This is a genomic window from Undibacterium sp. GW821-FHT11H02 (assembly GCF_058808015.1).
In genome coordinates this window covers 341,581-354,524 of sequence record NZ_JBXARG010000001.1, presented here as the reverse complement: position 1 = coordinate 354,524, position 12,944 = coordinate 341,581, and the positions used below count along the sequence as shown (strand labels likewise).

General features: G+C 44.6%; 15 protein-coding genes. 13 read left to right on the top strand and 2 right to left on the bottom strand.

Annotation, left to right across the window (positions count from 1 at the left end; translation table 11 throughout):
- Positions 1-65 precede the first annotated feature (65 nt).
- Together AC1RR2_RS01545 and AC1RR2_RS01540 are read right to left on the bottom strand one after the other, a co-directional pair.
- The gene (locus AC1RR2_RS01545) at positions 66-815 is read right to left on the bottom strand and encodes an SAM-dependent methyltransferase (protein WP_493220536.1); all 750 of its coding nucleotides are present in this window, start codon (positions 813-815) and stop codon (positions 66-68) included.
- 67 nt (positions 816-882) lie between these two features.
- Positions 883-1,494, bottom strand: a complete 612-nt coding sequence (locus AC1RR2_RS01540) for a Maf family nucleotide pyrophosphatase (protein WP_493220535.1) — start codon at positions 1,492-1,494, stop codon at positions 883-885.
- A 147-nt stretch (positions 1,495-1,641) separates the two neighbouring features.
- Between AC1RR2_RS01540 and AC1RR2_RS01535 the strand changes: the two genes are divergently transcribed.
- The 13 genes from AC1RR2_RS01535 to AC1RR2_RS01475 all read left to right on the top strand — a co-directional run bounded on the left by AC1RR2_RS01535 (position 1,642) and on the right by AC1RR2_RS01475 (position 12,899).
- Positions 1,642-2,175 (top strand): YceD family protein, encoded by a 534-nt coding sequence (locus AC1RR2_RS01535; RefSeq protein WP_493220534.1) that lies wholly within the window; start codon positions 1,642-1,644, stop codon positions 2,173-2,175.
- A gap of 148 nt (positions 2,176-2,323) precedes the next feature.
- On the top strand, positions 2,324-2,506 hold the full coding sequence (gene rpmF / locus AC1RR2_RS01530; protein ID WP_162018712.1) for a 50S ribosomal protein L32: 183 nt from the start codon (positions 2,324-2,326) through the stop codon (positions 2,504-2,506).
- A 209-nt stretch (positions 2,507-2,715) separates the two neighbouring features.
- Positions 2,716-3,783 (top strand): phosphate acyltransferase PlsX, encoded by a 1,068-nt coding sequence (plsX, locus tag AC1RR2_RS01525; RefSeq protein ID WP_493220533.1) that lies wholly within the window; start codon positions 2,716-2,718, stop codon positions 3,781-3,783.
- A 15-nt stretch (positions 3,784-3,798) separates the two neighbouring features.
- Entirely contained in the window at positions 3,799-4,785 is a 987-nt protein-coding gene (locus AC1RR2_RS01520; protein WP_493220532.1) for a beta-ketoacyl-ACP synthase III, read from the top strand.
- Between the two features lie 50 nt (positions 4,786-4,835).
- Entirely contained in the window at positions 4,836-5,780 is a 945-nt protein-coding gene (gene fabD, locus AC1RR2_RS01515; protein WP_493220531.1) for an ACP S-malonyltransferase, read from the top strand.
- An 82-nt stretch (positions 5,781-5,862) separates the two neighbouring features.
- Positions 5,863-6,615: a 3-oxoacyl-ACP reductase FabG gene (gene fabG, locus AC1RR2_RS01510; RefSeq protein WP_493220530.1), complete on the top strand. Its 753-nt coding sequence runs from the start codon at positions 5,863-5,865 to the stop codon at positions 6,613-6,615.
- 131 nt (positions 6,616-6,746) lie between these two features.
- The gene (gene acpP / locus AC1RR2_RS01505) at positions 6,747-6,986 is read left to right on the top strand and encodes an acyl carrier protein (protein WP_186889650.1); all 240 of its coding nucleotides are present in this window, start codon (positions 6,747-6,749) and stop codon (positions 6,984-6,986) included.
- Between the two features lie 37 nt (positions 6,987-7,023).
- The gene (fabF, locus tag AC1RR2_RS01500; RefSeq protein WP_493220529.1) at positions 7,024-8,265 is read left to right on the top strand and encodes a beta-ketoacyl-ACP synthase II; all 1,242 of its coding nucleotides are present in this window, start codon (positions 7,024-7,026) and stop codon (positions 8,263-8,265) included.
- 87 nt (positions 8,266-8,352) lie between these two features.
- Positions 8,353-8,859, top strand: a complete 507-nt coding sequence (locus AC1RR2_RS01495) for a protein YgfX (protein WP_493220528.1) — start codon at positions 8,353-8,355, stop codon at positions 8,857-8,859.
- Between the two features lie 95 nt (positions 8,860-8,954).
- Positions 8,955-9,557 (top strand): RNA polymerase sigma factor RpoE, encoded by a 603-nt coding sequence (gene rpoE / locus AC1RR2_RS01490; RefSeq protein WP_493220527.1) that lies wholly within the window; start codon positions 8,955-8,957, stop codon positions 9,555-9,557.
- Between the two features lie 70 nt (positions 9,558-9,627).
- Entirely contained in the window at positions 9,628-10,296 is a 669-nt protein-coding gene (locus AC1RR2_RS01485) for a sigma-E factor negative regulatory protein (protein WP_493220526.1), read from the top strand.
- Positions 10,297-10,300: 4 nt separating this feature from the next.
- Positions 10,301-11,299: a MucB/RseB C-terminal domain-containing protein gene (locus tag AC1RR2_RS01480; protein WP_493220525.1), complete on the top strand. Its 999-nt coding sequence runs from the start codon at positions 10,301-10,303 to the stop codon at positions 11,297-11,299.
- Between the two features lie 49 nt (positions 11,300-11,348).
- Entirely contained in the window at positions 11,349-12,899 is a 1,551-nt protein-coding gene (locus AC1RR2_RS01475) for a DegQ family serine endoprotease (protein WP_493220524.1), read from the top strand.
- The last annotated feature ends 45 nt before the right edge of the window (positions 12,900-12,944 follow it).

Sequence of the window (12,944 nt, the reverse complement as noted above, 5' to 3'; positions counted from 1 at the left end):
AGGTGAGACATATCGCCTTCTTTGCTTTGAATTTGCCGAGTTGAAAAGTGAAGGGAAGAGCAAAATTACGAAAGAAATAAAAACACGCTAGGTTTTTTGTGGAAATCTGGTGCCGCGTTTGCTTGCAAAAGTTTTTTCCATTCGCCTGCAGTTTTTGTTTGAATTGATTCGCTTGTTAAGCTCAAGTCAGTTGCAATGCAGATCAGAGTTTGCGCCTGGCAATTTGTGGCAAGCGCCTCTAACATCGCAGCGTTGCGATATGGCGTTTCTATCAACATTTGCGTTTGTTTCTCTTTGCGCGAACGGTCTTCCAATTCTTTGATGCGTTTGGCACGCAGTGACGCGTCGGTAGGCAAGTAGCCGTGAAAAGCAAAACTTTGACCGTTCAAGCCGCTGCCCATAAGCGCTAAAAGTAAGGAAGAGGGACCCACCAAAGGGCGTACTGTGATCTTGTGTTGATGTGCAAGTCGTACCAGATTGGCGCCGGGATCCGCTACGGCAGGCACGCCCGCCTCGGAAATAAGACCGATGTCATGACCTTCTAGCAAAGGGCTGAGTAAGCTCTGTAAAGCAGCTTCTGGCGTGTTGACATTTAATTCAGCAATCTGAATTTCCTGTATCGGTTTTGACAGGGGATGATACTGCGCTAGAGTTTTTAAATAGGCACGTGTCGTCTTGGCATTTTCTGCAACAAAGTACTGTAATTGTGCACTCATTCCTTGTACTGTTTCTGGAATGATATGAGCTAGTACGTTTCCATGCGGTGCATCGCTTTGACCGAGTGTATTGGGAATCAAGTAAAGTGTGCCTGACATGATAAGCCTTAGTTTTAGTTTTTGATGAGTTGGTATTGAGATTTTTTGTTGAACGTTTTTTTTGAAATTACCTGAAAAACGGGACTCCAAGATTACGTAGCATACTGGTCAGAGAGATTAGTGGTAGTCCCGTCAAAGAAGTCGGATCGTCACTGTGTATCGCTTCTAAGATAGTAATCCCTAGGCCCTCATTTTTGGCGCTACCTGCACAATCGTAGGGTTGTTCTATGCGCAGGTAGGCATCTAACTCAGCGTCGCTTAAATTGCGAAAGCGCACAAGGGTTTGACAATTCTGAATTTGCAAGATATTCGCTGCATCTTCGGCTTGTTGGCTTAGCACGCATATTGCGGTGTGAAAAATAACTTCGCGACCACGCATCGTTTGTAATTGCTGTAATGCGCGCTCATGGTCGCCGGGCTTACCAATTTGTAAGCCGTCCAAAGTTGCAACTTGGTCTGAGCCTATGATGATCGCTTCGGGATACAGTTTTGCGATGGCTTCGGCTTTTTGTCGAGCTAACCGCAAGGCAGTTTGTTCTGGTACTTCGTGGTTCAGTGGACTCTCGTCAATTTCAGGTGCAATCGCGAGAAAAGGCAGCTGCAATCGTTGAAGTAAGTCTTTCCGGTATGCCGAACTCGAAGCGAGTATAATCTGCGGCGATAATGATTTTGGTGCCATCGTTAATATCTTTTTTGTATGAATTTTGCAATTTTTGCCAAGATTATGACGTTTTTCTCTGGCATCATGCCGCCTAAATACGCTAAGGCTTTGACTAATAAGGTGTAATCCTGTTATTATCGCAGGTTTTCTGGGTCTAGAAATCCTATGCAAGCATTTGTTATCGACGCTTTTACGTTTTGTCAGCACCTTGAGCAACGTGAAGGTAGTACAAAAATTGCCGAATTTCCGCGTTTGTCTGTGGAGTGCGCAAATGCTGATGGTGTATTGAACTGGTCTTTGCAAGGCGGTGTAAATCAATTGGGTTTTCCTCAATTAACACTGACTGTCAATGGGCAGCTTCAGTTAATGTGCCAGCGTTGCTTAACGCCATATAATTTCGCAATAGATTCACGAGCAGAATTAATTCTCGCCAAAGACGATAATCATGCCGACGAAGTTGAAAGCATGCTCGAAGATGACGAGGTTGATGTAGTAGTAGGCAGCAAAGCATTCAATGTCATGGATTTGATCGAGGATGAAGCGTTGCTGGCAATACCCCAATCGCCCAAACATGCAGTATGCCCTGATGTAGTTGGTTCATTCAATCAATCAGAGGCAGCGAACGATGTAAATGCGGTAGATACAGCGAGCACAAGTACTAAGGTGTCTCCATTCGCTGTGCTGAAAAAGTTGCAATGAAAAGTAAGTGGGCGTACCTAGTGGCATTATTCTGAAAAAACACTCAGGTCGAAGTATTGTTAGGGATTCTTGAGCGGCAAAAAAGATTTGATTGTCGATTCAAGTGTGTTAAATTTTAGAAACATTTTTTGAAGTATTAGGAGTTATCATGGCCGTTCAGCAAAATAAAAAATCACCATCTAAACGTGGTATGCACCGTTCACACGATTTCTTGACTGCACCGCAGTTAGGTATCGAGCCAACAACAGGTGAAACACATCTGCGTCACCACATCAGCCCAAATGGCTTTTACCGTGGTCGTAAAGTATTGAAAACTAAGAACGACGAGTAATTTGTTCTTAGCGATAAAGCGGCGTTGCGAGTCTCGTACTTGACGCCGCTTTTTTTTATTCTAAAAAATGTTCAAAACCAGCATTTGTTTTTGTCCATTTTCCAACTTTCATTTTTTTCTTCGAGTTTAAATCGCACTTAAATCGGATGATTGTTTGCCTCATTCTTGATAAGATTAGCCTCTTGAAGTGAAAAAATAGTAACAAATACATGACAATAAAAATTTCAATTGATTGCATGGGCGGCGATTTCGGTCCATCAGTCACTGTAGCAGCGGCAGTTTCATTTGCGAATCGCGAGCCTGATGTTGAGTTTGTTTTGGTGGGACAGGAAACTGTTTTGCAAACAGAATTAAAGAAATTAGGCGCGCTAGATCATCCTCGATTATCGATTGTGCATGCGAGTGAAATGGTAGAGATGGATGATCCCATCGAAATTGCCTTGCGCAGAAAAAAAGATTCCTCCATGCGTGTCGCCTTAAATCAAGTGAAAGAAGGTCAGGCGCAAGCCTGCGTTTCGGCAGGTAATACCGGCGCTTTGATGGCGGTGTCTCGCTATATACTGAAGACCATGCCTGGCGTTGATAGGCCTGCGATTTGCAGCATATTGCCGAACCAGAAAAAGCTTCCAACTTATATGTTGGATCTCGGCGCGAATGTCGATTGCGAACCTTTGCATTTGCATCAATTTGCGATTATGGGTTCAGCTCTTGTTGCGGCGCTTGAGAATAAGCCGCGTCCGACAATTGGTTTGCTCAACGTTGGCGAAGAAGATATTAAGGGGAATGATGTTGTCAAGCGCACGGCACAATTGTTGCGTGCTGATCATGAGCGCGGTCTCTTGAATTTTTACGGCAATGTTGAGGGCAATGATATTTTCAAAGGTACGACCGACATCGTGGTGTGCGATGGATTTGTCGGCAATGTCACCTTGAAAGCGGTTGAAGGTTTGGGGCGCTTTGTTAAAACGACGATGACTGACGCGTTTAAGAGTAATCCGCTGAATATGTTAGGTGCGCTAATTGCGCGTGGCGCTTTGAAACATATCTCAAAAACCATGAATCCGTCGAATTATAATGGCGGCAGTTTATTGGGCTTGCGTGGCGTTGTGATTAAAAGTCATGGCGGTGCTGATAAATATAGTTACGAGTGGGCGATACAGCGCGCATTCGATGCAGTAAAAAACGATGTGCTCGCGCGCATCACAACATCCTTGGCGGAATTAATGCCAGTGCCCGTAGAGGCAAGTACAGCTAGTTCCGGTTCGACTGAACAATAATACAGATAAAGACGCATGACTTTCTATAGCAAAATTATAGGCACAGGAAGCTACCTGCCACCGAGAAAAGTAACAAATCACGAATTAGCAGAACAATTAGCTGCGAAGGGCATTGAAACTTCAGATGAGTGGATCGTATCGCGCAGTGGAATCTCGGCGCGTCATTACGCCGAACCTAATGTCACTTCCAGTGATATGGCAGTTGAAGCAGCAAAGCGCGCGCTTGAAGCCGCTGGTTTGCAAGCCAATGATATTGATCTCATTATTTTGGCGACTTCGACCCCAGATTTTTTTGGTGGATTTCCCAGTACGGCTTGCGTCGTACAAAACAAATTGGGCATCACTAACGGCGCTGCGGCAGTTGATGTGCAGGCGGTGTGTAGTGGATTTATTTATGCAATGGCGATGGCTGATAGCATGATTAAATCTGGCTCGCATAAGAGAGCCTTGATTATCGGTGCTGAAGTGTTCTCGCGCATTCTTAATTTTGAAGATCGTACAACTTGTGTGTTGTTTGGTGATGGCGCAGGCGCGATCGTGATGGAGCAATCTGACGAGCCGGGCGTTTTGGCGACAAAATTGCATGCGGATGGAAGTCACGGACATATCTTATGTGTGCCAGGAAACGTCAATGCTGGTGTGATTGCAGGTAGTGCATTTTTGTACATGGACGGTCAGGCAGTGTTTAAGTTGGCTGTCACAGTCTTGGAGAAAGTCGCGAACGAGGCCTTAGAAATTGCAGGTATGGATGCGAGTCAAATTGACTGGTTAATTCCACATCAAGCGAATATCCGTATTATGCAGAGTACGGCAAAAAAATTGAAATTGCCTTTGGATAAAGTGGTTGTTACGGTCGATCAGCATGGTAATACTTCGGCTGCTTCGATTCCCCTGGCTTTAGATGCAGCGGTGCGTGATGGTCGCGTCAAAAAAGGCCAAATTGTGATGTTGGAAGGTGTAGGTGGCGGCTTCACGTGGGGCGCTGCTTTAGTCAAGATGTAATGTTGATGGCATTGTTGTTCTCGTTTAAAAATTCGTAGAGTGAAAATATTATGACGCAATTTGCATTTGTATTTCCAGGTCAAGGTTCGCAAGCAATTGGTATGTTAAATGGCTTTGCAGGTAACCCCGTTGTTCAAGATACGATTGCAGAAGCTTCTGATGCTTTGCAAATGGATCTGGGGAAATTGATTTCCGAAGGCCCGAAGGAAGATTTAGATTTAACGACCAATACCCAGCCGGTGATGTTGACCGCAGCGGTGGCGACTTATCGCGCTTGGATTGCTGCTGGCGGTAAGCAGCCATCGATTGTTGCGGGTCATAGCTTGGGTGAATATTCGGCCTTGGTTGCTGCGGGTGTGATCGCCTTTAAAGATGCGGTGCCTTTGGTGCGTTTTCGTGCGCAAGCTATGCAAAGTGCGGTACCAGTTGGTCAAGGTGGTATGGCTGCGATTTTGGGTTTGAGTGATGCCGATGTGATTGCTGCTTGCGTGGAAGCTGCGGCGTCCACTTCTGAAGTCGTGGAGGCGGTTAACTTCAATGCGCCAGCTCAAGTTGTGATCGCCGGCAGTAAGGCGGCGGTTGAGCGTGCTTGTGAATTGGCTAAAGCGAAGGGGGCTAAACGTGCCTTGCCATTGCCAGTTTCTGCACCTTTTCATTCCTCTTTATTAAAGCCAGCTTCGGATCAATTGCGTGAGTATTTGGCGAATGTGTCCTTCTCTGCACCTGCGATTGCATTAATTAATAATGTAGATGTTGCGATTGTTACTGATCCAGCTTTGATAAAAGATGCGTTGGTGCGTCAAGCAGCAAGTCCAGTGCGTTGGGTTGAGACTGTGAATGCGATTGCGGCTTCAGGTATTACACAATTGATAGAATGTGGTCCGGGTAAAGTGCTTGCTGGTTTGACCAAGCGTATCAATGGTGATTTGGTTGGTGATGCAATCTATGATCAGGAAACATTGGAAAAGGTTTTGACATCCTTTGCTTCAAACTAAGTTCAAACTAATAATTAAATTCATCAAATAACAAGTTCGGACAGGCGCTTAGCTGCCATGTCTGACAAGATAGTGAGGGAATATGACGCAGCAATTAGCAAATCAAGTGGCATTGGTAACGGGTGCTTCTCGTGGAATTGGCAAGGCAATTGCAATTGCCTTGGCGCAAGCGGGTGCAAAAGTGATTGGCACGGCAACTTCCGAATCTGGGGCGCTGGCCATTACAGCTTACTTGCAAGAAGTGAATCCTGAATCGGGTAGGGGTGTGGCATTTAATGTTAACGACGTAGAGCGTTGCAGTTCTTTGGTTGATGAAATCCAAAAAGAATTCGGTTCTTTATCTATATTGGTAAACAATGCTGGTATCACGCAAGATCAATTAGCCATGCGGATGAAAGAAGATGACTGGGATAGTGTAATTTCTACCAATCTGAATTCTGTTGCACGTTTATCTCGTGCCGTATTGCGTGGCATGATGAAGGCTAAACATGGTCGCATAATTAATATTACCTCCGTAGTTGGCTCATCTGGCAATCCTGGTCAAATGAATTATGCGGCAGCAAAAGCCGGTGTTGCCGGTATGAGTCGCGCCCTTGCATTGGAAATTGGTAGTCGCAATATTACGGTTAATTGCATTGCACCTGGTTTTATTGATACGGATATGACCAAAGCTTTGACCGATGATCAAAAGGCTGCGATCCTCAGTCAGATTCCTATGGGTAAATTGGGGCAGCCAGAAGATATTGCAGCAGCAACGGTATTTTTGGCTTCACCACAAGCAGGTTATGTCACGGGAACAACAATTCACGTGAATGGCGGCATGTATTTGTGTTAATGTAATCGTTGTAAATTAAGCGAATTTCGCTGAAATTGAGCGGAGTTGGCGGTGCAGCATCTAAAAATGCTCTTTTCGCGCGCAAACCTGATAAAATGCGCGCACTTTCTGTAACCACTAATGGAGACCACATGTCTGATATCGAACAACGCGTTAGAAAAATCGTCGCTGAACAATTAGGCGTCGCTGAAGCTGACATCAAAATTGAATCTTCCTTCGTCGATGATTTAGGCGCAGACTCACTCGACACAGTTGAGTTGGTCATGGCTTTGGAAGATGAGTTCGAAATGGAAATCCCTGACGAACAAGCAGAAAAAATCACGACTGTTAAACAAGCTATCGACTACGCAACTGCGCACGTCAAAGCTTAATTCTGTCGGATTGCTTTATTAATTCCAGGAGAGACGCTTGAGCCTTACGAGTAAACGTCGAGTAGTAATTACTGGCCTTGGTTGTGTGTCTCCTGTCGGCAATAATATTGCTGACACATGGGCTGCCATCCTCGCTGGTAAATCTGGTATTGCCACGATCACCAAATTTAATGCGACGCCATTCACCACCCACTTCGCTGGGGAAGTGAAGGGCTTCAATATCGAAGACTATATTCCAGCTAAAGAAGCACGCAATATGGATACCTTTATCCATTTTGGCATCGCAGCTGGCGTGCAAGCTTTTCAAGATAGTGGCATCACAGTCACTGAAGAAAATGCGGAGCGTATTGGTGTGATTGTTGGTTCGGGCATTGGTGGATTACCACTGATCGAAGAGACAAAAGAAGTATTGATTGCGCGTGGACCACGTCGCATTACGCCTTTCTTTGTGCCAGCATCTATCATCAATATGATTTCAGGTAATTTGTCGATCAAATATGGATTGAAAGGTCCTAACTTGGCGATCGTTACTGCTTGTACCACAGGTTTGCATTGCATCGGAAACGCCGCGCGTATGATTGAATACGGTGATGCGGATGTGATGATTGCGGGTGGTGCAGAATCAACGATTTCTCCTTTGGGCCTGGGTGGCTTTGCTTCTGCCCGCGCCTTATCTTCGCGCAATGATGATCCTGCAACGGCTTCGCGTCCTTGGGATAAAGACCGTGACGGTTTTGTTTTGGGTGAAGGTGCGGGTGTGATGGTGCTGGAGGAATACGAGCATGCAAAAGCGCGCGGTGCCAAGATTTATGCAGAAGTGTTGGGCTTTGGTATGAGTGGCGACGCTTACCATATCACAACGCCGACAGTGGATGGTCCGCGTCGTAGTATGGTCAATGCATTGAAAAATGCGGGATTAAACACTGAACAAATTAGCTACTTGAATGCGCACGGCACTTCTACACCTTTGGGTGACAAGAATGAAACGGATGCCATTAAAGCTGCTTTCGGCGATCATGCCTACAAAATGACCATTAATTCGACTAAATCGATGACGGGTCATTTGTTGGGCGGTGCTGGTGGTTTGGAATCTGTTTTATCTGTATTGGCAGTGCATAATCAAATTTCGCCGCCGACCATTAATATCATTAATCAAGATCCGGAATGTGATCTCGATTATTGTGCAAACACGGCACGCGAAATGAAGATTCAATACGCAATGAAGAATTCATTTGGTTTTGGCGGTACGAATGGAACTTTGGTTTTTGGTAAAGTTTAAACGTCATTATCGTAAGCTCGTAATTTTTCTGTATTAAAATAAACACCACATTTCTATGTGGTGTTTTTTTTTGCGAATGGTTGCTTCATGAGTATTGCGACTTCTGTCTTGATTCATTCATCGAGAGTGATGCGTTGGCTTTTGACTGGCATTGCAGCTTGCGCTTGCATTTCTTGGTTTTGTGTCTTGTGCTGGATATTGCCACATGCAGATTGGCTCATCGCTAGCTTGGCGTCAGCAGTTTCTTTACTATTGTTTTGCGTTGTGCTTCGCACCTTACTGTACACATTGCGCCAAACGATTACTATGAGCTTAAATGTGAGTCGTGACGGCGATATTTTGCTACGCTGGCTTGATGCTTCTGGGCGAGCAATAGAATCAGACTTGGTAAAGTTGAAGTCACCCTCGATACTATGGTCGTCGTTAATGCTTCTCACTTTGCAAAATGAATCAGGGAAAGTACTACGTTTATTGATTTTGCGTGATAGTGTAAGCGATGCTGGCTTTCGACATCTCAATGTGGCTTTTCATTGGCTGGCACAAGCGAGGACGCCTACTTCAGCGCAAAATGATTTGTCTGAAGGGAACTTTTGAAAGAGGCATTTGTCTTAAAGCAGCTATCAGTAAATTCATTAATATTAATCATTAATAAAGCAGTCAAAATTAAATAAGAAAATGGGAATGTTTGCGTGACGACAGAGCGCGAGATCGATCAACTTTTAGTTGAGCGCGTTCAGCGTGGTGATAAAAAGGCATTTGAGCTTCTGGTTTCCAAATATCAAAGGAAATTATTTAGGCTCGTGTCTAGGCTCGTCCATGATCATGCAGAAGCTGAAGATGTGGTGCAGGAAGCTTTTATTAAAGCGTATCGTGCATTGGCTAATTTTCGTGGGGACTCGGCGTTTTACACCTGGCTTTATAGAATTGGAATTAATACCGCAAAAAACTATTTAGTGACCCAGGGACGCCGTGCACCGACATCAACAGATGCTGACGTGAATGAGGCGGAAACTTTTAATGATGCGGATGGACTAAGAGATATTAATACGCCAGAGTCTTTATTGGCGAGTAAACAAATTGCAGCAACGGTGAACACAGTCATGTTGTCTTTGCCAGAAGAGTTAAGAAATGCGATCACTTTGCGTGAAATTGAAGGCTTGAGCTATGACGAGATTGCTGAAGTCATGCTATGCCCAATTGGTACTGTTCGCAGTCGTATATTCCGTGCACGAGAAGCGATCGCAGAAAAGTTAAGACCCTTAATTGGGACCGCAATTGATCAACGTTGGTGAAGCATTTGATTTGAATTGTGATGAAATGATAGATGTTATAGAAATAGTTGAGTAGAACCGGGAAGAAACGATGAATAAGACGAATCATGATGAACTCATTTCTAGCATGCTAGATGGCGAGCTGACAGATGCACAGTTAGATGCTGTGTTGATCCGTTTGAAAAGTGATGAAGGTAAGCAAATGCAGGCTATTTGGGATCAATATCATCAAGTCGGTGATGTGTTGAGATCCGAGGATTTGGCTTTGCCTTTAAGTGCTGATTTTTCTAAGAAGTTTTCAGCTTTGCTGGATGCAGAACCAGTGATACTGGCTCCGAAATTAAACACGCTTTCAACTGAGAAGGTGAAGGAAAGTCTGTCTAAATCACCTTACTTTGCAATTAGTAGTATGGCTGCGGCGATCATGGTGGCCTTTATCATGGCGCCACAGATTCTTCCTCTATTGCGCCCACAAGCCACACCTGAGGCTCAGATGGCAAAAGTGGAGCAGTCTGATGGCTTCGCCGCAGTACCGGGGGTGAAATTGGCTTCTAATGCAAGTTCCTCAGGACAGGCGAATAACAGCGATAAAAAGGAAGTTGAATTCGCGCCAAAGTTAGAAAATCAAGTGGAGATGCTGCGTGATCCGATCTTGGATAGCTATTTGTTAGCGCATCAAAAAGTGTCACCGTCTTTTGATAATGGGGCGCGCTATATTAAACGCGCTAATGTCGTGACTTCTTCTGAATCTGAAAAGTAATCGTATGCAGTTTCGACACATTTCTTTGATCGTCGTACAAGTTCTGTTTTTCTTGTCTTGCACTGCAAGTGCGCAAAGCAGTGAAGAACGTGATCTTCTAAAGCTATTGCAGACCACGCAAGCCGCGGCAAAGAAAACCAGCTATTCCGGCACATTTGTCTATCAACAAGGAAATCAAATTCGCACTTCAAGAATCACGCATGGATTTGATGGTGATATTGAAGTTGAAAAATTGGAGATTCTCGATGCAAAACCAAGGGAATATATTCGTCGAAACGGAGAAGTTTCCTGCTATCTTCCAGACAGCAAACTAATACAGGTCGAGAAGAATTTAAGTCAGGAAGAGTTTCCTGCTCTGCTGAGTGAGAATGTCAATTTGTTGCCCGAGTCTTATTACATAAAAAAAGCACAAATGAGCCGTGTCGCTGGTGTCGAGTGCCAGGTGTTGAATCTGCAGCCTAAAGATGCGTTACGTTACGGTTTTCGCCTTTGCGTGGAAAAAAACGCCGGACTGCTATTAGGCGTACAAACCTTAAATCCGCGCAATGAGGTCATAGAACAAATTGCCTTTACTCAAATTTCTTTGGGTGATGTTGATAAAAATCGCTTAAAACCTAGTTTTGCCAATGTCGCTCAGTGGAAAACAGAAAATATGACCGTGCAGGCCAATGTAAATTCTGGCTGGATAGTAAAAAATTTACCGAGTGGTTTCAAAAAAACCCTTGAAACTAAGCGATTAATTCCTATTTCAGCCAATGTAGCAGGTGCGGATCAAGGTCAGCCTAAATCGCATCAGGTGGTACAAATGATGTTTTCTGATGGTTTATCCACTATTTCGGTGTTCGTTGAACCCAATACTGGTAATCGCACCGAAGGAAGTTTGCAGCAAGGTGCGATGACAATTATGGGGAAACGTTCCGGTGATAATTGGTTAACCGTCGTGGGCGAAGTACCAAATGCCGCAATTAAACAAGTAATGAATTCCGTTCAATTTAAGAGGTAAATTTACTATTAGTTAGTTTTTGCCTCGGTTTTAGACTAATGGTGAGAATATGAAAAAAGTGCGATTTTTTCCTGTTGAAAAACATATTTCTATTTTAATTTCTTCTGTTTTAATTTCCGCTACTGTTTTTGCAGGTGTTAGCTTTTTTAGCCCCACGACTCATGCGAATGCACAGGCCACAGCACAAAATCCAGCCAGTTCCTCCATTCCTAGCAATCCGAATACAGTTTCTGCACCTTTGTTGGTAACCGGATTACCTGACTTTACTCAACTAGTTGAGAAGACAAGCCCTGCTGTTGTCAATATTCGAACAACACAAAAAATCACACAGGTACAAGGTGATCCATTCGGTGGTGATGACCAGGCAGAGGAATTCTTCCGTCGATTCTTCGGTATGCCAGTACCACAACAAGCACCAAGAAACCGCCGCCAAGCACCTCGTCAACAAGAGCAAGAAGTGCCACGTGGGGTTGGCTCCGGATTTATTGTCAGTCAGGATGGCTATATTTTGACCAATACCCACGTCGTAGAGGACGCATCTGAAGTCTATGTGAAATTGACGGACAAACGCGAATTTAAAGCGAAAGTGATAGGTAGTGATCGTCGCACAGATGTGGCGGTGTTGAAGATCGAAGGCAGCAAACTACCTAAAATCGCGATTGGTGATTCGGACAAAATCAAGGCGGGTGAATGGGTCATCGCGATCGGTTCACCATTTAATTTGGATAATACGGTTACCTCAGGAATCATTTCATCCAAGGCGCGCGACACGGGAGATTATCTGCCATTGATTCAAACTGACGTTGCAGTCAATCCGGGAAATTCTGGCGGCCCTTTGATCAATATGCGCGGTGAAGTGATCGGCATTAATTCTCAAATTTACAGCCGCTCAGGTGGCTATATGGGTATCTCATTTGCGATTCCAATTGATGAAGCTATGCGTGTGGTCGAGCAATTGAAAACGTCAGGCGTTGTTTCTCGTGGTCGGATTGGTGTAGAGATGGGCGAGTTAAGCAAGGAAGCAGCGGAAACACTAGGCCTGAGTAAGTTACAGGGGGCACCCGTGGCGAAGGTTGAACCTGGCGGGCCAGCGGATAAAGCAGGTATCCAGGAAGGCGATGTAATTTTGAAGTTTAATTCTATTACGATAGAAAAGCGTAGCGATTTACCGCGCGTCGTGGGTGCTACTAAACCAGGTAGCAAGGCGACAGTGACTGTCTGGCGTAAAGGTGCAGCAAAAGACATTATCGTCACGATAGGTGAAGCTGAAGCGGATAAACCAACTCAAAAAACAGAAAAGAAAGCAAAGCGCGAAAAAGCCGATAATTATTTGGGGCTCTCCGTATCGGATTTACCTGATGCACAGAAGCGTCAAATGCCAGGTGGAAACGGCGTCGTTATTGAGAACGTTGATGGACTTTCTTCGGTGAGTGGCTTGCGTCCGGGAGATATTATTTTGATGATGAATAATGTCGAGATAAAAGACGCTAAACAATTTGAAGCGATGGTCGCGAAGCTTGATACCAAGAAATCCGTTGTGCTTTTGGTGCGCAGAGGTGATGCATCGCAATTCTTGGTGATTCGACCTGCAGGCCAATAAATTATGAAATTGTAAGCTAGCCTACATCTGCCGTTTTTTAGGTAA

What these genes read in the sequence shown, in the direction of transcription:
- AC1RR2_RS01545 (WP_493220536.1), bottom strand. Translation starts at nt 815, where the DNA reads ATGTCAGGCACACTTTACTTGATTCCCAATACACTCGGTCAAAGCGAT.
- AC1RR2_RS01540 (WP_493220535.1), bottom strand. Translation starts at nt 1,494, where the DNA reads ATGGCACCAAAATCATTATCGCCGCAGATTATACTCGCTTCGAGTTCG.
- AC1RR2_RS01535 (WP_493220534.1), top strand. Translation starts at nt 1,642, where the DNA reads ATGCAAGCATTTGTTATCGACGCTTTTACGTTTTGTCAGCACCTTGAG.
- rpmF (WP_162018712.1), top strand. Translation starts at nt 2,324, where the DNA reads ATGGCCGTTCAGCAAAATAAAAAATCACCATCTAAACGTGGTATGCAC.
- plsX (WP_493220533.1), top strand. Translation starts at nt 2,716, where the DNA reads ATGACAATAAAAATTTCAATTGATTGCATGGGCGGCGATTTCGGTCCA.
- AC1RR2_RS01520 (WP_493220532.1), top strand. Translation starts at nt 3,799, where the DNA reads ATGACTTTCTATAGCAAAATTATAGGCACAGGAAGCTACCTGCCACCG.
- fabD (WP_493220531.1), top strand. Translation starts at nt 4,836, where the DNA reads ATGACGCAATTTGCATTTGTATTTCCAGGTCAAGGTTCGCAAGCAATT.
- fabG (WP_493220530.1), top strand. Translation starts at nt 5,863, where the DNA reads ATGACGCAGCAATTAGCAAATCAAGTGGCATTGGTAACGGGTGCTTCT.
- acpP (WP_186889650.1), top strand. Translation starts at nt 6,747, where the DNA reads ATGTCTGATATCGAACAACGCGTTAGAAAAATCGTCGCTGAACAATTA.
- AC1RR2_RS01495 (WP_493220528.1), top strand. Translation starts at nt 8,353, where the DNA reads ATGAGTATTGCGACTTCTGTCTTGATTCATTCATCGAGAGTGATGCGT.
- AC1RR2_RS01485 (WP_493220526.1), top strand. Translation starts at nt 9,628, where the DNA reads ATGAATAAGACGAATCATGATGAACTCATTTCTAGCATGCTAGATGGC.
- AC1RR2_RS01480 (WP_493220525.1), top strand. Translation starts at nt 10,301, where the DNA reads ATGCAGTTTCGACACATTTCTTTGATCGTCGTACAAGTTCTGTTTTTC.
- AC1RR2_RS01475 (WP_493220524.1), top strand. Translation starts at nt 11,349, where the DNA reads ATGAAAAAAGTGCGATTTTTTCCTGTTGAAAAACATATTTCTATTTTA.